Annotated in this window: 16 protein-coding genes and 1 pseudogene; 3 read left to right on the forward strand and 14 right to left on the reverse strand. The window is 70.4% G+C overall.

The window, feature by feature from the left end; translation table 11 throughout:
• Window positions 1–6: 6 nt before the first annotated feature.
• Window positions 7–1,404, forward strand: coding sequence for a glycoside hydrolase family 43 protein (locus tag LXN57_RS07295; RefSeq protein ID WP_251797240.1), 1,398 nt, complete (start codon window positions 7–9; stop codon window positions 1,402–1,404).
• A 123-nt stretch (window positions 1,405–1,527) separates the two neighbouring features.
• Here the strand turns inward: LXN57_RS07295 and LXN57_RS07300 are convergent, their stop codons facing one another.
• The 10 genes from LXN57_RS07300 to LXN57_RS07345 all read right to left on the reverse strand — a co-directional run bounded on the left by LXN57_RS07300 (window position 1,528) and on the right by LXN57_RS07345 (window position 13,009).
• A complete protein-coding gene (locus LXN57_RS07300; RefSeq protein ID WP_251797241.1) occupies window positions 1,528–4,050 on the reverse strand; it encodes an ATP-dependent Clp protease ATP-binding subunit in 2,523 nt (840 codons plus the stop codon).
• Between the two features lie 364 nt (window positions 4,051–4,414).
• The gene (locus LXN57_RS07305; protein WP_221378251.1) at window positions 4,415–4,771 is read right to left on the reverse strand and encodes a histone-like nucleoid-structuring protein Lsr2; all 357 of its coding nucleotides are present in this window, start codon (window positions 4,769–4,771) and stop codon (window positions 4,415–4,417) included.
• 165 nt (window positions 4,772–4,936) lie between these two features.
• Window positions 4,937–6,445 (reverse strand): lysine--tRNA ligase, encoded by a 1,509-nt coding sequence (gene lysS / locus LXN57_RS07310; protein WP_251797242.1) that lies wholly within the window; start codon window positions 6,443–6,445, stop codon window positions 4,937–4,939.
• 53 nt (window positions 6,446–6,498) lie between these two features.
• Window positions 6,499–7,257: a type III pantothenate kinase gene (locus tag LXN57_RS07315; RefSeq protein WP_221378249.1), complete on the reverse strand. Its 759-nt coding sequence runs from the start codon at window positions 7,255–7,257 to the stop codon at window positions 6,499–6,501.
• Between the two features lie 75 nt (window positions 7,258–7,332).
• Window positions 7,333–8,184 (reverse strand): carboxylating nicotinate-nucleotide diphosphorylase, encoded by an 852-nt coding sequence (gene nadC / locus LXN57_RS07320; protein WP_251797243.1) that lies wholly within the window; start codon window positions 8,182–8,184, stop codon window positions 7,333–7,335.
• Between the two features lie 14 nt (window positions 8,185–8,198).
• Window positions 8,199–9,842: an L-aspartate oxidase gene (locus LXN57_RS07325; RefSeq protein WP_251797244.1), complete on the reverse strand. Its 1,644-nt coding sequence runs from the start codon at window positions 9,840–9,842 to the stop codon at window positions 8,199–8,201.
• Window positions 9,843–9,903: 61 nt separating this feature from the next.
• Window positions 9,904–10,809, reverse strand: coding sequence for a septum formation family protein (locus LXN57_RS07330; protein WP_251797245.1), 906 nt, complete (start codon window positions 10,807–10,809; stop codon window positions 9,904–9,906).
• A 72-nt stretch (window positions 10,810–10,881) separates the two neighbouring features.
• A complete protein-coding gene (gene panD, locus LXN57_RS07335; protein WP_251797246.1) occupies window positions 10,882–11,319 on the reverse strand; it encodes an aspartate 1-decarboxylase in 438 nt (145 codons plus the stop codon).
• A complete protein-coding gene (gene panC / locus LXN57_RS07340; protein WP_251797247.1) occupies window positions 11,319–12,146 on the reverse strand; it encodes a pantoate--beta-alanine ligase in 828 nt (275 codons plus the stop codon). The genes panD and panC overlap by 1 nt, the downstream gene beginning before the upstream one ends.
• Window positions 12,143–13,009, reverse strand: a complete 867-nt coding sequence (locus tag LXN57_RS07345) for a Rossmann-like and DUF2520 domain-containing protein (protein ID WP_251797248.1) — start codon at window positions 13,007–13,009, stop codon at window positions 12,143–12,145. Before LXN57_RS07345 ends, panC begins: the two co-directional genes overlap by 4 nt.
• 306 nt (window positions 13,010–13,315) lie before the next feature.
• On the opposite strand from LXN57_RS07345, the gene LXN57_RS07350 reads away from it, so the two are divergent.
• Both LXN57_RS07350 and LXN57_RS07355 read left to right on the forward strand, forming a co-directional pair.
• Window positions 13,316–14,284 (forward strand): SAM-dependent methyltransferase, encoded by a 969-nt coding sequence (locus tag LXN57_RS07350; protein WP_438872844.1) that lies wholly within the window; start codon window positions 13,316–13,318, stop codon window positions 14,282–14,284.
• Between the two features lie 62 nt (window positions 14,285–14,346).
• On the forward strand, window positions 14,347–15,471 hold the full coding sequence (locus tag LXN57_RS07355; RefSeq protein ID WP_251797249.1) for an NADH-quinone oxidoreductase subunit D: 1,125 nt from the start codon (window positions 14,347–14,349) through the stop codon (window positions 15,469–15,471).
• 84 nt (window positions 15,472–15,555) lie between these two features.
• Here the strand turns inward: LXN57_RS07355 and LXN57_RS07360 are convergent, their stop codons facing one another.
• The 4 genes and pseudogenes from LXN57_RS07360 to LXN57_RS07375 all read right to left on the reverse strand — a co-directional run bounded on the left by LXN57_RS07360 (window position 15,556) and on the right by LXN57_RS07375 (window position 18,913).
• Window positions 15,556–17,202, reverse strand: a complete 1,647-nt coding sequence (locus LXN57_RS07360) for a chromosomal replication initiator protein DnaA (protein ID WP_251797250.1) — start codon at window positions 17,200–17,202, stop codon at window positions 15,556–15,558.
• A 93-nt stretch (window positions 17,203–17,295) separates the two neighbouring features.
• A pseudogene (locus tag LXN57_RS07365) lies at window positions 17,296–17,733 on the reverse strand (glycine betaine ABC transporter substrate-binding protein); the annotation flags it as partial.
• 341 nt (window positions 17,734–18,074) lie between these two features.
• Entirely contained in the window at window positions 18,075–18,566 is a 492-nt protein-coding gene (locus LXN57_RS07370) for a hypothetical protein (protein ID WP_251797251.1), read from the reverse strand.
• A 62-nt stretch (window positions 18,567–18,628) separates the two neighbouring features.
• Window positions 18,629–18,913 carry a hypothetical protein gene (locus LXN57_RS07375; protein WP_251797252.1) on the reverse strand — a complete coding sequence of 95 codons (285 nt, stop codon included), beginning with the start codon at window positions 18,911–18,913 and terminating at the stop codon, window positions 18,629–18,631.
• Window positions 18,914–18,930 lie beyond the last annotated feature (17 nt).

Below are 18,930 nucleotides of genomic sequence, written 5' to 3' on the forward strand. Positions count from 1 at the left end.
CACCGCATGTCTTTCCACCTGAGGCGACGTACGCTCCTCGGGGCGGCCGCCGGGACCGGACTGGCCGGGCTCGGCCTGGCGTCATCGTCGCCGGCTACGGCCGCTCAGCCGCGCTCCGACGCCGAGATCTACGGCGTTCCCACCGTCCAGCCCCTGGTCACTCAGCGAGCCGATCCCTTCATCACGCCTCGCACCGACGGCAGGTACTACTTCACCGGCTCGGTCCCCGAATACGACCGGATCGCCCTGCGCGGAGCGTCCACCCTGGCCGGCCTGTCCGGCGCGGCCGAGAGTGTCATCTGGCGGCGCCCGGCCAGCGGCAAGATGGCCGGGCACGTCTGGGCGCCGGAACTGCACCGCGTCGACGGCCGCTGGTACGTCTACTTCGCTGCCGGTGACTCCGACGACGTGTTCCGCATCCGCACGTACGTGCTGGAATCGCCGTTGGCCGACCCGTTGGACGCCAGTGGCTGGCAGCTCAAGGCCCAGCTGATGACCGAGTGGGACGGCTTCACGCTGGACGCGACCACCTTCGCGCACCGGGGCCGCCGCTACCTGGTGTGGGCACAGAGCGAGCCGGAGATCGCCGTCAACACCAGCCTCTACATCGCCCGGATGGGCACGCCGTGGTCGCTCGCGAGCAAGCCGACCAGGATCACCACGCCCACCCGCGACTGGGAGATCCAGGGCTTCCGGGTGAACGAGGGGCCGGCCGTGCTGATCCGCAACGGGCGGGTGTTCCTGACCTTCTCGGCCAGCGCCACTGACGCCCGCTACTGCATGGGCCTGCTCACCGCGGACGCGGACGCCGACCTGCTGCGGCGGGAGTCGTGGGTGAAGACGCCGGACCCGATCTTCGTGACCAACGCTTCGACCGAGAGATTCGGGCCGGGGCACAACTCTTTCACGGTGGCCGAGGACGGGCGCACCGACGTGCTCGTCTATCACGCCCGCGACTACCGGGACATCACCGGCGACCCGCTCTACGACCCGAACCGGCACGCCCGGGTGCAACGGCTCTACTGGCATCCGGACGGCACACCGCTGTTCGGCGTGCCCGTGGGCGACGGCGGCCCGATCGTGCGGATCACGCCGGCCGACCGGCCGGACGACTACGTGCGGCATTCGGCCGGCGGCACGATCGTGGTGCAGCGCGCGCCCCGCGACCTGGCAGCCACCCAGTTCCGCTTCGAGGCGCAGGCCGACGGGACCGAGGTGCTGCGCTCGGTCGACCAACCGGCACAGTTCATCGGGCCCGGCCTGCGCCTGGGAACCACCCCGCTCGCGGTTCGGCGGGAGGTCGTCCGCGCCGGGTTCAAGCTGCGTGTCGAGGGCGGCTACCTGCGGATCGCCGGCTCCACCGTCTCCGTCGGCTCGGCCGGAACAGTTCTGCGGCTGAGCTGACGGCATCCGCCCGCGTACGCGTTCCCCCCGACGCGTGCGCGGGCTCCTTCCCGGATGTCGCCCCGGGACGCGCAACGGCCCGGCTGCGTCGCAGCCGGGCCGTTGTCGTGAACTACGTGGTGCCTACTCCTCGGTGGTCGTAGCCCCGAGGTCGGCCGGAACCGCGTCGGGAACCGCGATTCCCCGGTCGGCGCCCTTGAAGACCAGCTTGGACTTCTCGATGTTCTCCGGGTCGCCCTCGCAGTCCACGACCACGATCTGGCCGGGGCGCAGCTCGTTGAAGAGGATCTGCTCGGAGAGGGTGTCTTCCAGGTCGCGCTGGATCGTGCGACGCAGCGGCCGCGCGCCCAGCACCGGGTCGAAGCCCTTCTTGGCCAGGTACTTCTTGGCGTTGTCGGTCAGCTCGAGACCCATGTCCTTGTTCTTGAGCTGACCCTCGATGCGAGCGGTGAAGATGTCGACGATCTGGAGGATCTCTTCCTGGCGGAGCTGGTGGAAGACGATCGTGTCGTCGATGCGGTTGAGGAACTCCGGGCGGAAGTGCTGCTTCAGCTCGTCGTTGACCTTGACCTTCATCCGGTCGTAGTTGCTCTCGACGTCCTCCGAGGCCTGGAAGCCCAGGGAGACCGCCTTGGCCACGTCCCGCGTGCCGAGGTTGGTGGTCAGGATGATGACCGTGTTCTTGAAGTCCACGATGCGGCCCTGACCGTCGGTCAGGCGGCCGTCCTCGAGGATCTGCAGGAGCGTATTGAAGACGTCCGGGTGGGCCTTCTCGATCTCATCGAAGAGGACCACGGAGAACGGCTTGCGACGCACCTTCTCGGTCAGCTGGCCACCCTCGTCGTAACCGACGTAACCGGGAGGGGCGCCGACGAGACGGGACACCGTGTAGCGGTCGTGGAACTCGGACATGTCGAGCTGGATCAGAGCGTCTTCCGAGCCGAAGAGGAATTCGGCCAGCGCCTTGGAGAGCTCGGTCTTACCGACACCGGACGGGCCGGCGAAGATGAACGAGCCGGACGGGCGCTTCGGGTCCTTCAGGCCGGCCCGGGTGCGCCGGATCGCCTTGGAGACGGCCTTGACCGCGTCCTCCTGGCCGATGACCCGCTTGTGCAGCTCATCTTCCATGCGGAGCAGCCGGGACGTCTCCTCCTCGGTCAGCTTGTAGACCGGGATGCCGGTCCAGTTGCCCAGGACCTCGGCGATCTGCTCGTCGTCGACCTCGGACACGACGTCGAGGTCGCCGGCCTTCCACTCCTTCTCGCGCTGCGCCTTCTGACCCAGCAGCTGCTTCTCCTTGTCGCGCAGCTGCGCGGCCCGCTCGAAGTCCTGCGCGTCGATCGCGGACTCCTTGTCGCGGCGCACCTGGGCGATGCGCTCGTCGAAGTCGCGGAGGTCCGGCGGCGCGGTCATCCGGCGGATTCGCATCCGGGCGCCGGCCTCGTCGATCAGGTCGATCGCCTTGTCCGGCAGGAAGCGGTCGGAGATGTAGCGGTCGGCCAGCGTCGCCGCCGCGACCAGGGCCGCGTCGGTGATGCTGATGCGGTGGTGGGCCTCGTAGCGGTCGCGCAGGCCCTTGAGGATCTCGATGGTGTGCGCCAGCGACGGCTCGCCGACCTGGATGGGCTGGAAGCGGCGCTCGAGAGCGGCGTCCTTCTCCAGGTGCTTGCGGTACTCGTCGAGGGTGGTGGCGCCGATGGTCTGCAGCTCGCCGCGGGCCAGCATCGGCTTGAGGATGCTCGCGGCGTCGATCGCGCCCTCGGCGGCGCCCGCACCCACCAGGGTGTGGATCTCGTCGATGAACAGGATGATGTCGCCCCGGGTGCGGATCTCCTTGAGGACCTTCTTCAGGCGCTCCTCGAAGTCACCGCGGTAGCGGGAACCGGCGACCAGCGCGCCGAGGTCGAGCGTGTAGAGCTGCTTGTCCTTGAGCGTCTCGGGCACCTCGCCCTTGACGATCGACTGGGACAGGCCCTCGACGACCGCGGTCTTGCCGACACCGGGCTCGCCGATGAGCACCGGGTTGTTCTTGGTGCGGCGGGACAGCACCTGCATGACCCGCTCGATTTCCTTCTCGCGCCCGATGACCGGGTCGAGCTTGCCCTCGCGGGCGGCCTGGGTCAGGTTGCGCCCGAACTGGTCGAGCACCAGGGACGTCGACGGCGCGGCCTCGCCCGCCGCCGCGCCGGCCGCAGCCGGCTCCTTGCCCTGGTAGCCGGAGAGCAGCTGGATGACCTGCTGACGGACCCGGTTGAGGTCGGCGCCCAGCTTCACGAGGACCTGGGCGGCGACGCCCTCGCCCTCGCGGATCAGGCCGAGCAGGATGTGCTCGGTGCCGATGTAGTTGTGGCCGAGCTGCAGCGCTTCCCGCAGCGACAGCTCGAGAACCTTCTTGGCGCGGGGCGTGAACGGGATGTGCCCGCTCGGCGCCTGCTGACCCTGGCCGATGATTTCCTCGACCTGCTGCCGCACCCCCTCGAGGGAGATGCCCAGGCTCTCGAGGGCCTTGGCGGCGACGCCCTCGCCCTCGTGGATCAGGCCGAGCAGGATGTGCTCGGTCCCGATGTAGTTGTGGTTGAGCATCCGGGCCTCTTCTTGGGCCAGGACGACAACCCGTCGCGCTCGGTCGGTGAACCGCTCGAACATGCCCTCGTGCTCCTCACGTGCCGTGCGCCATGTGAACTGGCGGGGCCAGCGCACGGGCATCGGTGATACCCGTACTGACAACTCTATCGCCGCCGGGCGGTCTTGCTGGGCCCTCGTGGCCCCTCGAAACCTTCCGCAACGTTGATTTAGCCAACTTCGCACGCTCAGCCGCTGTTCCCCCAGTGGAACGGCTACGCGGACAGCGAAATCGCGGGAACGACCATCCACAGGCTGTGGACAACGTCGTCCCCGCCTGTGGATAACCCTACGGCGGACGACCGAAGAGCGAGCGAAAAGCAACAGGCCCGCCGCACGAGGTGCGACGGGCCCTGCTGCATCTGTCCGGGGGCTGGAAGTTCGTGGGTCAGTTGCGCCCCGGGCCCTTGGCGTGGAACTCGTCCACGATCTCCTGTGGGATACGACCCCGGTCGGAGATGTCCTTGCCGGCCTTCTTTGCCCACTCCCGGATCGCCTTGTTCTGCTCCCGGTCGGCGGTCGCGCCGCCCCGGCCGCGGGCGGCCCGGCCACCCACGACCACACCGCCGCGGGCGACCTTGGATCCGGCGTCCACGTACGGGTCGAAGAGCTCCCGCAATTTGGCGGCGTTCTTCTCCGAGAGGTCGATCTCGTACTGAATGCCGTCGAGGGCGAACTTCACCGTCTCGTCGGCGTCGCCTCCGTCGATGTCATCGACCAGCTTGTGAATGATCTGCTTGGCCACGCGCCGTTATCCTCCCGAACACAGGTTCTCCCCAATGCGACGCACAGACAATAACGCCACAGCGGCATCGTCCGTCAATGGCGGTCAGAACATTTCCGGCACGGGCCCGTTCCGGCGCCCTCGCACGTTGACCGGGAGCTATCCCGTCATGCTATCTCCGGATGCTTACTCGGGGCGGACGAGCGGGAAGAGGATCGTTTCCCGAATGCCCAGGCCGGTGAGCGCCATCAAGAGGCGATCGATTCCCATTCCCATGCCACCGGTGGGCGGCATTCCGTACTCCATGGCCCGCAGGAAATCCTCGTCGAGCTGCATCGCCTCGGGATCGCCCCCGGCCGCCAGCAACGACTGGGCCAGCAGCCGGTCGCGCTGCACGACCGGGTCGACCAGCTCGGAATAGGCGGTGGCCAGTTCGAAACCGGAGACGTAGAGGTCCCACTTCTCGGTGAGACCTGGAGTTTCCCGGTGTGCGCGGGTCAGCGGCGCGGTCTCCTCGGGATAGTCCCGCACGAACGTCGGCGCCTGGAGTGTGTGCTGCACGAGGTGCTCGAACAGCTCCTCGACGAGCTTGCCCGGGCCCCACTTCGGATCGACGGAAAGGTCGTGCTTTTCGGCATAACGCAGCAGTTGCGAGATATCGGTGGACGGGGTGACTTCCTCGCCGAGCGCCACGGAGAGAGATCCATAGAGAGTCACCGATGCCCACTCGCCGCTCAGATCCAACTCGGCGCCGTCGAAGTGCGTCACGATGTGTGACCCGGCGACCGCGAACGCGGCTTCCTGAATCCACTCGCGCGTCTGCTGCTGCATGACGTTGTAGTCCGCGTACGCCTGGTAGGCCTCGAGCATCGCGAACTCCGGCGAGTGCGTCGAGTCCATGCCCTCATTGCGGAAGTTGCGGTTGATCTCGAAGACGCGATCGATGCCGCCGACGACGGCCCGCTTCAAAAACAGTTCCGGCGCGATCCGCAGATAGAGATCGGTGTCGAGGGCGTTGCTGTGTGTCACAAAGGGCCGGGCCGTGGCGCCGCCGTGCAGCAACTGCAACATTGGCGTTTCCACCTCGAGATAATTGCGGCGGAACAGCGACTCGCGGAGGCTGCGCACGGCCGTGGCACGCGTGCGAACCATGTCGCGGGCCTGGGGCCGGACGATCAGATCGACATAGCGCTGGCGAACCCGCGTCTCTTCGGAAAGCGGCTTGTGGGCCACCGGAAGCGGCCGCAGGGCCTTGGCGCTCATCGCCCACGAGTCGGCCAGGACGGAGAGCTCGCCGCGGCGGCTGGTGATCACCTCGCCGGTGACCGAGATCAGGTCGCCCAGATCGGCCAGCTGCTTCCAGTCGGTCAGGCGCTCCTCGCCCACCTTGGCCAGCGAGAGCATGGCCTGGATCTCGGTGCCGTCACCGTCGCGGAGGGTGGCGAAGCACAGCTTGCCGCCGTTGCGCACGAAGATGACCCGGCCGGTGATCGACACCTGGTCGCCGGTGGCCGCGTCGACGGGCAGGTCGGCGTACTGCTCGCGGACCTGCTTCAGCGTCGCCGTCCGAGGGACGGACACCGGATAGGGGGACACCCCTTCGGCGAGCATCCGGTCCCGCTTCGACCGGCGGACCCGCATCTGCTCGGGAAGGTCCTCGGCGGGATCAGGGACGGCAACATTCTGCTCGGTCACGGCACGACTCTCTGTACGAGTGGATTATGCCCCAAGAGCCTACTCAGGCCTACTTAAACGTTCCGCTCATATACCATCCGCAGCCCGATCAGCGTGATCATCGGCTCGTGGGCGGTGATCGTCCGGCACTCGTCCTTGACCAGCCACGCCAGGCCGCCGGTGGCGATGACGGCCTTGACCGGGCCGATCTCGTCGATCATGCGGCTGACGATGCCGTCCACCTGACCGGCGAAGCCGAAGTACATGCCGGACTGCAGGCACTCGACGGTGTTCTTGCCGATCACCGACCGCGGCTTGGCCGGTTCGACCTTGCGCAGCTGGGCGGCCCGGGCGGCCAGGGCGTCGAAGGAGATCTCGATGCCCGGGGCGAACGCGCCGCCCAGGAACTCGCCCTTCTCGCTGATGACGTCGAAGTTGGTGGTCGTGCCGAAGTCGACGACGATCGACGGCCCGCCGTAGAGGGCGTGCGCGGCCAGGGTGTTGACCACCCGGTCGGCGCCCACCTCTTTGGGGTTGTCGATCGCCAGCTGCACGCCGGTCTTGACGCCCGGCTCGACGATCACGTTGGGCAGCTCGCCGTAGTAGCGGCCCAGCATGGTGCGCAGGCTCCGCAGCGCCGCCGGCACGGTCGAGCAGGCGGCGACGCCGGTGATCTCGACCGCGTCGCCGGCCAGCAGGCCGCGGAACATCAGGCCCAGCTCGTCGGCGGTCGATCGGGCGTCGGTCTTGATCCGCCAGTTGTGGACCAGTTTGTCACCGTCGAACGTGGCGAGCACGGTGTTGGTGTTACCGATGTCGATGCAGAGGAGCACGGAAATCCTCCAGAGGGGGTTTCGTCCATGGTTCCAGGTCGTCCCGACCGGTCGCCGCCGCGCCCCGTTGCGCCCCTAACGCGGGCGCAGGTCCATGGCGATATCGAGGATGGGCGACGAGTGGGTCAGGCCGCCCACCGAGAGATAGTTGACGCCCGTGGCCGCGTACTCGGCGACCGTCTCCAAGCGTAGGTTGCCGGTGGCCTCGAGCTCGGAGCGGTCGCCCACCTCGGCCACCACCTCGCGCAGGCGGTCGGGCGTCATGTTGTCGCAGAGCAGGAACGTCGCGCCGGCCTCGACCGCCTCGCAGGCCTCGGCCAGCGTCGTGACCTCGACCTGCACCGGCACCTCGGGGAACCGCTCGCGGACCAGGCGGTAGGCGGCGGTGATGCTGCCCGCGGCCAGCTTGTGGTTGTCCTTGATCATGGCGACGTCGTACAGGCCCATGCGCTTGTTGGTGCCGCCGCCGATCCGCACCGCGTACTTCTCGAGGTAGCGCAGGCCCGGCGTGGTCTTGCGGGTGTCGAGGACGGTGGCCTTGGTGCCCGCCAGCGCGTCGGCCCAGCGGCGGGTGTGTGTGGCCACACCGGACATGCGGCTGAGCAGGTTGAGCGCCGTGCGCTCGGCCGTGAGCAGAGCCCGGGTGGGGCCGGTGACGACGGCCAGCACGTCGCCGCGGGTGACCCGGTCGCCCTCGGCCACCCGCTGCTCGAAGACGTCGGCGCCGCCGGAGGTGTCGTTGAAGGCCACCGCGGCCACCGGTAGGCCGGCGACCACGCCGTCGGCCCTGGCCACCAGCTCGGCCGTGTCGACCTGGTCGGCGGGAATGGTGGCCTCGCTGGTCACGTCGTGCGGCGGCGAGCCCAGGTCTTCCGCGAGCGCGGTGCGCACGATCAGTTCGACCTCGGCGACGTCCAACTCGTTCATCGTTCCCCCTGTGGTCAGGCCATCTCTTCGAAGGACTGTGTCAAGCGGGCCTGGCGGTCGAGGGTGTGCAGCAGGTGGCCGCGCCACTCGTCCTCAGCCCCGGGAAAATCCTCACGCCAGTGGCACCCGCGGGTCTCGCGGCGGGTGCGCGCGGCCGCGACCAGCACCGTCGCCACCGTCAGCAGGTTCGTCGCCTCCCAGGCGGCGTTGCGCGGGGTGTCGCGCTGCTCGGCCAGGCGGGTCAGCTCCTTGGCGGTGGCCGACAGCGAGTCGGCCGAGCGCAGCACGCCCGCGCCGCGGGTCATCGTGCGCTGGAGCTCGGGGCGGGCGGCGGGGGCGACCACCCAGTCCTTGCGGGGCCCGGCCGGCGCGGGATCGGCCTGCGGGGGCAGCTCGCGGGCGATGTCGTCGGCGATCCGCTTCGCGAAGACCAGGCCCTCGAGCAGGGAGTTGCTGGCCAGGCGGTTGGCGCCGTGCACGCCGGTGCAGGCGACCTCGCCGCAGGCGTAGAGGCCGGGGATGCTCGTGCGGCCGGCGAGGTCGGTGCGGACGCCGCCGGACGCGTAGTGGGCCGCCGGCGCGACCGGGATCAGCTCGGACGCCGGGTCGACGCCGGCGGCACGGGTGGACGCGACGATCGTCGGGAAGCGCTGTTCGAGGAACGGGCGGCCCAGGTGACGGGCGTCGAGATAGACGTGGTCGGCCCCGGTCGCCCGCAGCACCCGGTGGATTCCCTTGGCCACCACGTCGCGCGGGGCCAGCTCGGCCAGCTCGTGCTGACCGACCATGAACCGCGCGCCCGTCTCGTCGACCAGGTGGGCGCCCTCGCCGCGCAGCGCCTCGGAGATCAGCGGACGCTGCACCGAGTTGACGCTCGCGGTGACGAACGAGGTGGGGTGGAACTGCACGAACTCGACGTCGCTGACCAGCGCGCCGGCCCGCAGCGCGAGAGCGACGCCGTCGCCGGTGGAGACCGACGGGTTGGTGGTGGAGGAGTAGATCTGGCCCATGCCGCCGGTGGCCAGCACGACCGCGCGGGCCAGGATGGCGCCGACGCCGTCCTCCGAGCCCTCACCGAGCACGTGCAGGGTGAGCCCGCAGGCCCGGCCGTCGGCCGCGCGCAGCAGGTCGAGGACGAGCGCGTGCTCGACCAGGCGGATCCAGGGGTCGCGGTGCACAGCCTCGTGCAGGGCACGCTGCACCTCCGCCCCGGTCGCGTCGCCGCCCGCGTGCACGATGCGGTCGGCGCGGTGCCCGCCCTCGCGGGTCAGCATCAGGGAACCGTCGGCGTGGCGGTCGAAGGCCGCGCCGAGCCGGATCAGCTCTCGTACGCGGGCCGGCCCCTCCTCGACGAGAACGCGCACAGCCGCCGGGTCGCACAGCCCGACGCCGGCGATCTCGGTGTCGTTGGCGTGGGCGGCCGGGGTGTCGAGCGGGTCGAGCACCGCGGCGATGCCGCCCTGGGCCCACCGGGTCGACCCGTCGTCGATGTTGACCTTGGTGACGACGGTGACGTGCAGGCCCTGCTCGCGCAGATGCAGCGCGGCGGTCAGGCCGGCCACGCCGGAACCCACCACCAGCACGTCGGTGGTCTCGCTCCAGCCCGGTTCGGGCGCGGCGAGCCGACTGGGCAGTTCCGGAAGGTCGGCGACAAACATCCGCTCAGTACACTCCGCCGGTACGGCACTTCGGCGCCGGGGTGGACATTCGTGGTCACCGTTACTTGTACTGCACGGGCAGGCTCTTGACGCCCTTGCCCTTGACCGTCGACGTGAGCTCCACGCCGTCGAGCCAGAGGTAACAGCGCACGCCGCGGTCGCCCAGCGCCCAGACGTCGGCGCCGCCCGGCAGCGACACCACGCCCGTGCGGTACTGCAGGTCGGCGTCCTTGGGCACACCCACGTAATCCGCGATCAGCTCGCGGCAGCCGTCGTGGAACTTGGCCCAGGTCGCGTCGTCCTTCGGATAGTCGAGGTCCTTGGCGTACCAGACGCCGACGAACTCGCCGTTGTGTTTGGCCGCGCAGCTCACCGCGGGCATGGTGGCGATGGCGCCGTTGCCGTCGAGCTGGATCGCGTAGCAGGTGAGCAGCAGGTCCGAGGTGCCGGCGGCGAGCACGTTGCGCAGGCTGCCCTCGCGCTGCACCAGCCCGCCGTCGTCCTCGACCGAGTTGAGCTCGATCACCTCGCAGCGGTACCAGCGGGCGCCGCCGTTCCAGGCCGCCTCGGTCGGGCGGGTCACGCCGATCCACAGCCGGGCGTTGCGCCACGGGCCGCCGGCGAAAGTCGTCGTCTTCTGGTCGCAGACCGAGTACGCGGCCTTGGCCCCGGCCGAGCCGTCCGCGGGTGGGACGTCAGCGTCGGCCGCGGGCGATTCGTACGTGCCGACATACACCGTCTCGGTCCGGTGTTTCGCCGCGCAGTCGACCTCTTCGTAGGTGCCGCGCGGGCCGACCGGGCTGAAGTTGGCGTTGTGGCAGGCACCGGTGTTCGGCTCGAAGCCGGACGCGGGGGCCATCGCGCCCCAGCCGTTGGTCAGGTCGCCGTCGACACCGCCGGGCTTGCCGCAGCCGGCCGCGAGCAGCACCAGGCCCAGGACGGCAGCGAGCCCGAGCCGGTGTCGCATGAACCACACCTTCCCTCGCGCCGCGATGTCCGTTTTCAGATCATATGGCGATCGAAACCGGATCGGCGGCGTTCAGGAAATCGCCACCCCGGTGGCGCTCAGGTCGCCCCGGGTCAGGCCACCCGCCATGCCCTCGGCGGCCGCGGCCGGATCGGCCCCGAGCTCGATGATCCGGTTGCCGGCGTCCACGTGCACGACCCGCGGCTGGTAGGCACGTGCCTCGGCGTCCTCGAGCTGGGCGTACGAAATGAGAATGACCAGGTCACCGGGGTGCACGAGATGGGCGGCGGCGCCGTTGATGCCGATCACGCCGCTGCCCCGCTCGCCCGGGATAACATAGGTCTCGAGACGGGCCCCGTTGGTCACGTCGACGATCGCGACCTGTTCGCCCGGGAGCAGGTCGGCCGCCTCGAGCAGGTCGAGGTCGATCGTCACCGACCCGACGTACTGCAGGTCGGCCTGGGTCACGGTCGCCCGGTGGATCTTGGATTTGAGCATGGTGCGGACCATCAGGCGGCCTTCTCCAGAGTCAGCGGAACGTTGTCGATCAGGCGGGTGGCGCCGACGCGGGCCGCCACCAGCAGGCGGGCCGGACCGGCCGCGGGAGCTCCGAGGTCGGCGCCGGTGAGCGCCAGGTAGTCGACCCGCACGCCGGGCTCGTCGGCCAGGATCTTGCGGGCGGCGGTCAGCGCGGCCTCGGCCTCGGTGTGGGTGGCGCCTTCGCGCAGCGCCCGGCTCAGTGCGAGGGCGGCCTGCCGCTCGTCCGGCGACAGGTAGCGGTTGCGGCTCGACATGGCCAGGCCGTCCGGTTCGCGTACGGTCGGCACCCCCACGATCTCGACGCCGAGCTCGAGATCGACCGCCATCCGGCGGATCAGCGCGAGCTGCTGGAAGTCCTTCTCGCCGAAGAACGCCAGGTCGGGGCGGGTCAGCATGAGCAGCTTGTGGACGACCGTGAGCATCCCGGCGAAGTGGCCCGGGCGGCTGGCGCCCTCGAGGATCTCGCCCAGCGGACCGGCGTTCATCGTGATCGACGGCGGGCCGCCCGGGTAGACCTCGTCGCGGGCGGGCGCGAAGACCACGTCGACGCCCTCGGCCCGGCACGCCTCGATGTCGGCCTCCAGCGTCCGCGGGTACTTGTCGAAATCCTCGTTCGGGCCGAACTGGAGCGGGTTCACGAAGATCGTGACGATCACCTCGTCACCGCGCCGGCGGGCCTCGCGCATGAGCTGACGGTGGCCCTCGTGCAGGGCGCCCATGGTCATCACGACGGCCCTCGTGACGGCCCTTTTCGTCACGCCGGCCAATTCGTCGCGGGTGTGGATCACGTACGTCATGACGGGCTCCCCACCGCAGCGCGGGACAGGACGTCGAGCAGCAGCGCAGCATCCTGCGGTCGCAGGCGCCCGGAGGCGATGGCCCGGTCGGCGGTGCGGCGGGCCAGGGCCAGGTACGCGGGCACGGCTTCGGCCGGCATGCCATCGAGGTGCTTGCCGACGGTGCCGGCGTCGCCCCGCGAGACGGGACCGGTCAGCGCGGCGTCGCCCAGCCGCAGCGCGTTGTCGAGCGCGGCGTGCAGCAGCGGCGACAGGATGCGGGACGGCTCCTCGATGCCCGCGGCGCGCAGCAGGTCGGCGGCCTCGTTGATCAGCGTGACCAGGTGGTTCGCCCCGTGGGCGAGGGCCGCGTGATAAACCGGGCGGGCGTCCTCGGCAACCCACTCGGGGACGCCGCCCAGATCGGCCACGAGCCGGGCCGCGAAGACCCGGTCGGCCGTGGTGACGCCCCAGGCGATGCCGGGCAGGCGCTCGAGGTCGAGGGCGGTGCCGGTGAAGGTCATCGCGGGGTGCAGGGCCATGCCGCGCCGGTCGCCCAGCACCGCGAGCCCGTGCGCGCCCGAGGTGTGCGCCACGACCTGGCCCGGGCGCAGCGCACCAGTGGCGGCCAGGCCGGAGACGACGCCGGCGAGCGCGTCGTCGGGCACGGCGAGCAGAAGGAGGTCGTCCGCGGCGCGCGCGACCTCGTCGGCGGGCAGGATCGCGGCGCCGGGCAGCAGGCGGGCGGCCCGGCTGCGGGAGGCGGTGGAAACGGCAGCGGCGGCGACCACGTGGTGGCCGGCGGCATTCAGGGCGGCGCCGAGAACGGCACCCACCCGGCCTGCCCCCACAACGCCGACAGTCAGGGGCGACGATGCGCTCATATCAAGATCCAGTCCTCAAGTACGGGGTACCGGTCGGGGCAAGTATGCGCCGCCGTAACACATCGGTGACAAGACCGTGTGAACAAGACCATCACCGCTCAACTCGGACCAGCCCGACCGATCCACAAGATCAATGCGGCTGGCTCCGATCGCGCCATCCCCAGCCCCCGCCCGCCAAGGGGCAACGGGGGGTGAACCTACGCCTCGTCAAGGCCCAGCGGCCGAGTTGTCCACAGGCATGACCGATGCGGGAAGCGTTGTCCACAGGACCTTCCGGTTCCGGGTGGAGCGCCTAGGGTGGCGAGTGTGAAAGCTGGGTGGCTGACGGCGATGGAAGCCGGGCTCTACGGGCCCGGGGGCTTCTTCGTGCGTGCCGACGACGGGCCGACCGATCACTTTCGGACCAGCGTGCACGCCTCCCCTCTGTTCGCCGGAGCGTTGCTGCGGCTGATCGAGCGGATCGACGCCGCCTTGGGCCGACCCAAGGTGTTCGACCTGGTTGATGTGGGTGCGGGGCGTGGGGAGCTGCTGGCTCAGCTGCGGCCTCTGCTGCCCGAGCGGGTGCGACTCACCGCCGTCGAGCTTGCGCCGCGGCCACCGGATCTTCCAGACGGCATCGAGTGGCGGGCGGACATTCCGGATCATCTCGTCGGACTCTTGATCGCTACCGAGTGGCTCGACAATGTGCCGCTCGACATCGCCGACCTCGACGACGAGGGGCGACTGCGCAAAGTGCTGGTCGAGCCGGCGACCGGGGTGGAGTCGCTGGGTGGGCTGGTCGATCCGGCCGACCTGTTCTGGCTGCGGCGGTGGTGGCCGCAGGCGGGGCGGGCCGAGATCGGGTGGCCGCGCGACGCCGCCTGGGCCGACGCTGTCGGGCAGGTGCGGCGGGGCTGCGCGCTGGCGATCGACTACGGGCATCGGCGTGCGGAACGGCCGCCGATGGGCACGCTGACCGGGTTCCGGTCCGGCCGGTCGGTGGCGCCGGTGCCGGACGGGTCCTGCGATGTGACGGCGCACGTGGCGATGGACGCAGTGGCGGGCGCGGCGGGGACGCCGTACGTGTTGGTTCGCCAGCGTGAGGCGCTGAAAGCGCTCGGAGTCGACGGCGGGCGGCCCCCGCTCGACCTCGCACGCAGCGACCCGGCGGGATACGTGCGCGCGCTGGCCGCGGCCGGCGCGGAGGCCGAGCTGATCGAGCGGTCGGGGCTGGGCGGCCACTGGTGGCTGCTGCACAACATCGGGCTCGGCGAGCGTGGGAGCATGCTGTTGTGACGGATGCCCAGCCAACCGCCCCGCCCGCCACCCAAAACCGGACTGAAGACCGTCTGAAGGAGATGACGGTCGGGACCGGCGCCGGGCTCGAGACCGCCGACATGGTGCTCAACATCGGCCCGCAGCACCCCTCGACGCACGGCGTGCTGCGGCTCAAGCTCACGCTCGACGGTGAGCGGGTGGTCAACTGCGAGCCGATCGTCGGCTACATGCACCGCGGCGCCGAGAAGCTGTTCGAGGTGCGCGACTACCGGCAGATCCTCATGCTGGCCAACCGGCACGACTGGCTGTCCGCCTTCAGCAACGAACTGGGCGTCGCGCTGGCCGTCGAACGGCTCATGGGCATCGAGGTGCCCGTGCGGGCGACCTGGCTGCGGATGGCGCTGGCCGAACTCAACCGGGTGCTCAACCACCTGATGTTCCTCGGCTCGTACCCGCTCGAGATCGGCGCGATCACGCCGATGTTCTACGCGTTCCGCGAGCGCGAGACCCTCCAGGCGGCGATGGAAGAGGTCTCCGGCGGCCGGATGCACTACATGTTCAACCGGGTCGGCGGCCTCAAGGAAGAGGTGCCGGCCGGGTGGACGGGCCGGGCGCGCGAGGCGATCCGGACGGTCCGCACGCGACTGCCCGACCTCGACCACCTGATCCGGCGCAACGAGATCTTCCTGGCTCGCACGGTGGGGGTCGGTGTGCTCACGGCCGAGCAGGCGGCCGCGTTCGGGGCATCGGGGCCGGTCGCGCGGGCCAGCGGGCTCGACTTCGACCTGCGTCGCGACGAGCCCTACCTGGCGTACGACGAACTGGACGTGCCCGTGGTGACCCGGAGCGCCGGCGACTGCCACTCGCGGTTCGAGGTGCTGCTCGAGCAGACGTTCGTGTCGCTCGATCTCGCCGAGGAGTGCCTGGCCCGGGTCGATCAGCTCTCCGGGCCGGTCAACGTGCGGCTGCCCAAGGTCGTGAAGGCCCCCGAGGGGCACACGTACGCCTGGACGGAGAACCCGCTCGGCGTCAACGGCTACTACCTGGTGTCGCGCGGCGAGAAGACGCCGTGGCGCATGAAGCTGCGAACCGCGTCCTACGCCAACGTGCAGGCGCTGTCGACGCTCATTCCGGGCTGCCTGGTGCCCGACCTGATCGCCATCCTGGGGTCGATGTTCTTCGTGGTCGGCGACGTCGACAAGTAGGTCGCCGGGTCGCCGGGTCGCCGGGTCGCCGGGTCGCCGGGTCGCCGGGTCGCCGGGTCGCCGGGTCAGTTTGCCTGGCGTTGTCTAGCGGCGTCCGTAGTTGCCCTGGTCGGGGGTGTAGCCGCCGTACTGGGCGAAGTCGCTGAGCGAGCCGACGTTGGTGTCGTTGGCCGACGGGCGGTGGCGGCGGGCCTTGTAGTTCGGGTCGCCGGTCGCGGCGTCCGGCTCGTGCGAGGGTTCGTAGCCGCCCTCGCCGTAGCCGCCCGCCTCGCCGTAGCCGTAATCGCTCTGGTCGGCGCCGTACTGAGGGGCGCCGTAGCCGTTGTACTCGTCGGAGTCGAAGTCGTCGTTCGAGGTGCCGTGGGTGTTCGCGGCGCCGTAGGTATTGCCGCCGGGCGGGGTGCCGTAGACGCCGGACGCCTGGCCGGCGTAACCGTTGCTGGCGCCGAAGTCGTCGGCGAGTGACTCCGGCTGACCGCCGAAGACGGTGGGACCGCCCGGACGGACGGCGGCCGAGGCTCGCGGGGGCGCGGGCGGCGGCACGGAGGCTGCTCCGCGCTGGCGGGGAACCTGCGGGGGCGGCGGTACTGCGGCCGCGGCGGCAGGCCGGCCTCCGGTCGAAGTGCCGGGTTCACGGCCGCCGGGGCCGATCGGACGGCCGCCGGTGGTCATGCCCGGGCCGGTGCGAGCCGGGGGGCGGACCGCGGCCGATGCAGCCGGGATCCCGCCGCGGCCACCAGCGGGAACGGGCGGACGCGCCGTCCCCATGGGCGGCGGACCGGCCGATCCCGTCGGCGGCGGGCCTGCAGAGCCCATCGCAGGCGGACCGGTAGAACCCATCGGCGGCGGACCCGCAGGCCGCCTCGGCGGCGGGCCGGCGGGTCGCCTCGCCGGCGGACCAGCAGACTGCATCGGCGGTGGGGCGGCGGGCTGCATCGAGAAGTCGTCGGACGGGCGGGAGAAGTCGGACTCGTCCTGGTAGTCCGACCTGACCGGGTAGTCCGAGCCGCCTTGGTAGTCGGAGCCGCCTTGGTAGTCGGACCCGCCCGGGTAATCAGACCCGCCTGAATAGTCGGACTCACCTGAGTAGTCGGAGCCGCCCGGGTAATCGGCCTGGTCCGGATAGTCGGACGAGCCCTGGTAGTCGGCGGAAGCCGGGAAGTTGCCGCGGCCCGGGAAGCCGGAGGGGCTCACGAACGGGTCGTCCTCCGGATACACCGGTGGCATGTCGGCGAAGAATCCCGCCTCCTCATCGGCCGGCGGCGGCGCGACGACAGCAGAGGCGCGTTGCTTGCCAGCGCCGTGGAGACTCCCGCCCGGGCCACCGACCGCAGCCCCGCCGTGGAGACTCCCGCCTGCGCCGCCAACCGCAGCTCCGCCGTGGAGGCCACCGCCGTGAGGAACCGCGCCGTGGCCGCCACCGTGCACAACACCGGCCGTCCCGGGGCCGCCCGCGCCGAACTCGGCCCGTAGTTCACGGCGCAGCTGTGCGACCTGGTCGGCCACAGCGTCCTCGACGTCCATGCGGCCCAGCACCGGGTCGCTGCGCACCAGAGCGGACGCGCCGACCAGCACGACAGCGACTGCGATGACGAGCACGGCGAACCGCACGGCGTTGGAGCTCTGGCCGAGCAGCACCACAGCCGCGGCCAAGGGAGCGAGCAGAACGCCCGCCCAATTGAGGCCGCGGAGCAGTCGCGCGTTACCCGCCACGGAGTCCAGTTCCGGCATGGCCGCCGATATTACCCAGACTCCCCGATCGAGCAACTGTTCGAGCGCCGGGCTTCAGATGACCTGAAACCCGGCGATCTCCGACAATAAGCCCTAGCTGCTGGCCAGAGCCGGGTCGGAGCTGAACCTCAGGCCGACGCTGACCGTGCCGGTCTTGAGGGCGGTCAGCGTGAGCGGGCCACCCGCGTCCAGGCTGCTGAACTTGCCGGCCTTGAAGTCGTACGTGTCGACCAGTCCCTGCCGGCACTTGGGACGCTGCGGGCATTCCGCCGGGCCGCCCAGCACGGTGGCCGCACCGGAGCACTTCGCGGCCAGGTCGGAGAGAGTTCGCAGACCGTTCTTGTCGGCGAACGCGGTGGTCACCGCGAACGCGTTCTGGTCCTGCGCGGCGGACGGCTTGCCGAAGACCAGGCCACGCTTCTCGCCGAGCGCGATGAGGTTGGTGATCGTGGTCTGCAGCTCGGGCGAGGACGGGTCCTTGGCGAGGTCGGCCGTCAAACTGTTCGCAGTTGCGAACTCTTCGGCGGCAGCCTTGGACGACTTGGGGGACGATCGCTTGGTTCTCGGCAACGGCGGCGTCCTGCGGCAGTACGCACCCCCGGCCGAGCTGCTGAGCCGGCCGGAATCCCCCGAGGTGGCCGACTTCGTGGGCGCCGACCGGGGCATCCGCCGTCTCGCCGTCACTCCGGTCCGCTCGGCGATGAAGCCGGGCGCGACGCCGGCGGCACGCTCTACGACGCGCCGGCGGCGATGCTGGCCGGCGACGTCGGCGAGGTGCTCGTGGTCGAGGACGGGAAGCCGATCGGAACGGTCTCGCAGGCCGGGCTGTTCGAGGAGCACAGCCGCGAGACCCGTCCGGCAACCTGAGCGGCCTATCTAGTGCCGCGGTAACCACCCAGCGTGGCGAGGCCGATGATCCAGCCGACGAAGAGCCCGTACGAGGCGCCGTTGCCGGCCGCCCGGAAGGCTTCCACCAGCGACGGGTTGGCCAGGAACAGCGTCGTCAGCAGGGCGGCGAACCCGGCGGCGAAGACGTAGGCACCCCAGCCGGCGAAGAACTGGCTGATCGTGCCGCGGGCCCGGGCCAGTTGCGATCCGGGCAGCAGGAACAGGAAGAGCGCGGTCAGCACGACCAGCAGGATCGCTTTGAGGTCGCCGACGATGATCGCGCGCAGGGAGTCGTCGGAGTCGAAGGACCAGCGCGGCCAGGCGAGCAGGTTGAGGAACCAGCCGCCGGCCGTTTCCGGGTCGGTGTTGTCGATCGCCCACTCGGCATACCAGGGGCTGCCGAAGACGAGAACCAATATGAGCGCGGCCAGCGTGCCCGCACCAGGCGCAGATTTGTAGCGGTTACCGAGAGCCATGCGCCGCTATTTCCCAGAGCGGCGCTCAGTTCAAACGACAGCGGTGGATGCCGCCCGGAGCGTCAGTGCTTCTGCAGGTAATCGATGAACGCGGCCCGCAGCAGGGGCTCGTTCTCGCCGTACCCGTGGCCCTCGAGCTCACGCCAGAGAGCCACCGCCTCGTCGACCGTGGGGCCGATCGAGTTGGGCGCGCCGTCGAGCTGGGCCGCCTCGTCGGCGTCGGGCAGGTGCTTGAAGACCGACCAGAAGAAGCCGACGTCGCGCCGCTCCCGCGCCCGGTGGAAGGCGCGCTCGCGCAGCTCCTCGGTGGGCAGGGCGTCCAGCTCGGCGAAGCTCGGAGAGGTCATGACCAAGAGCATAAGCC

The sequence above is a fragment of the Paractinoplanes hotanensis genome (assembly GCF_023717965.1).
Lineage (GTDB): Bacteria > Actinomycetota > Actinomycetes > Mycobacteriales > Micromonosporaceae > Actinoplanes > Actinoplanes polyasparticus.

Excerpts from the sequence above, each read along its gene's own strand:
- LXN57_RS07295 (WP_251797240.1), top strand. The coding sequence starts at position 7 with ATGTCTTTCCACCTGAGGCGACGTACGCTCCTCGGGGCGGCCGCCGGG.
- LXN57_RS07300 (WP_251797241.1), bottom strand. The coding sequence starts at position 4,050 with ATGTTCGAGCGGTTCACCGACCGAGCGCGACGGGTTGTCGTCCTGGCC.
- nadC (WP_251797243.1), bottom strand. The coding sequence starts at position 8,184 with ATGAACGAGTTGGACGTCGCCGAGGTCGAACTGATCGTGCGCACCGCG.
- LXN57_RS07325 (WP_251797244.1), bottom strand. The coding sequence starts at position 9,842 with ATGTTTGTCGCCGACCTTCCGGAACTGCCCAGTCGGCTCGCCGCGCCC.
- LXN57_RS07330 (WP_251797245.1), bottom strand. The coding sequence starts at position 10,809 with ATGCGACACCGGCTCGGGCTCGCTGCCGTCCTGGGCCTGGTGCTGCTC.
- panD (WP_251797246.1), bottom strand. The coding sequence starts at position 11,319 with ATGGTCCGCACCATGCTCAAATCCAAGATCCACCGGGCGACCGTGACC.
- panC (WP_251797247.1), bottom strand. The coding sequence starts at position 12,146 with ATGACGTACGTGATCCACACCCGCGACGAATTGGCCGGCGTGACGAAA.
- LXN57_RS07345 (WP_251797248.1), bottom strand. The coding sequence starts at position 13,009 with ATGAGCGCATCGTCGCCCCTGACTGTCGGCGTTGTGGGGGCAGGCCGG.
- LXN57_RS07355 (WP_251797249.1), top strand. The coding sequence starts at position 14,347 with ATGACGGTCGGGACCGGCGCCGGGCTCGAGACCGCCGACATGGTGCTC.
- LXN57_RS07360 (WP_251797250.1), bottom strand. The coding sequence starts at position 17,202 with ATGCCGGAACTGGACTCCGTGGCGGGTAACGCGCGACTGCTCCGCGGC.
- LXN57_RS07370 (WP_251797251.1), bottom strand. The coding sequence starts at position 18,566 with ATGGCTCTCGGTAACCGCTACAAATCTGCGCCTGGTGCGGGCACGCTG.
- LXN57_RS07375 (WP_251797252.1), bottom strand. The coding sequence starts at position 18,913 with ATGACCTCTCCGAGCTTCGCCGAGCTGGACGCCCTGCCCACCGAGGAG.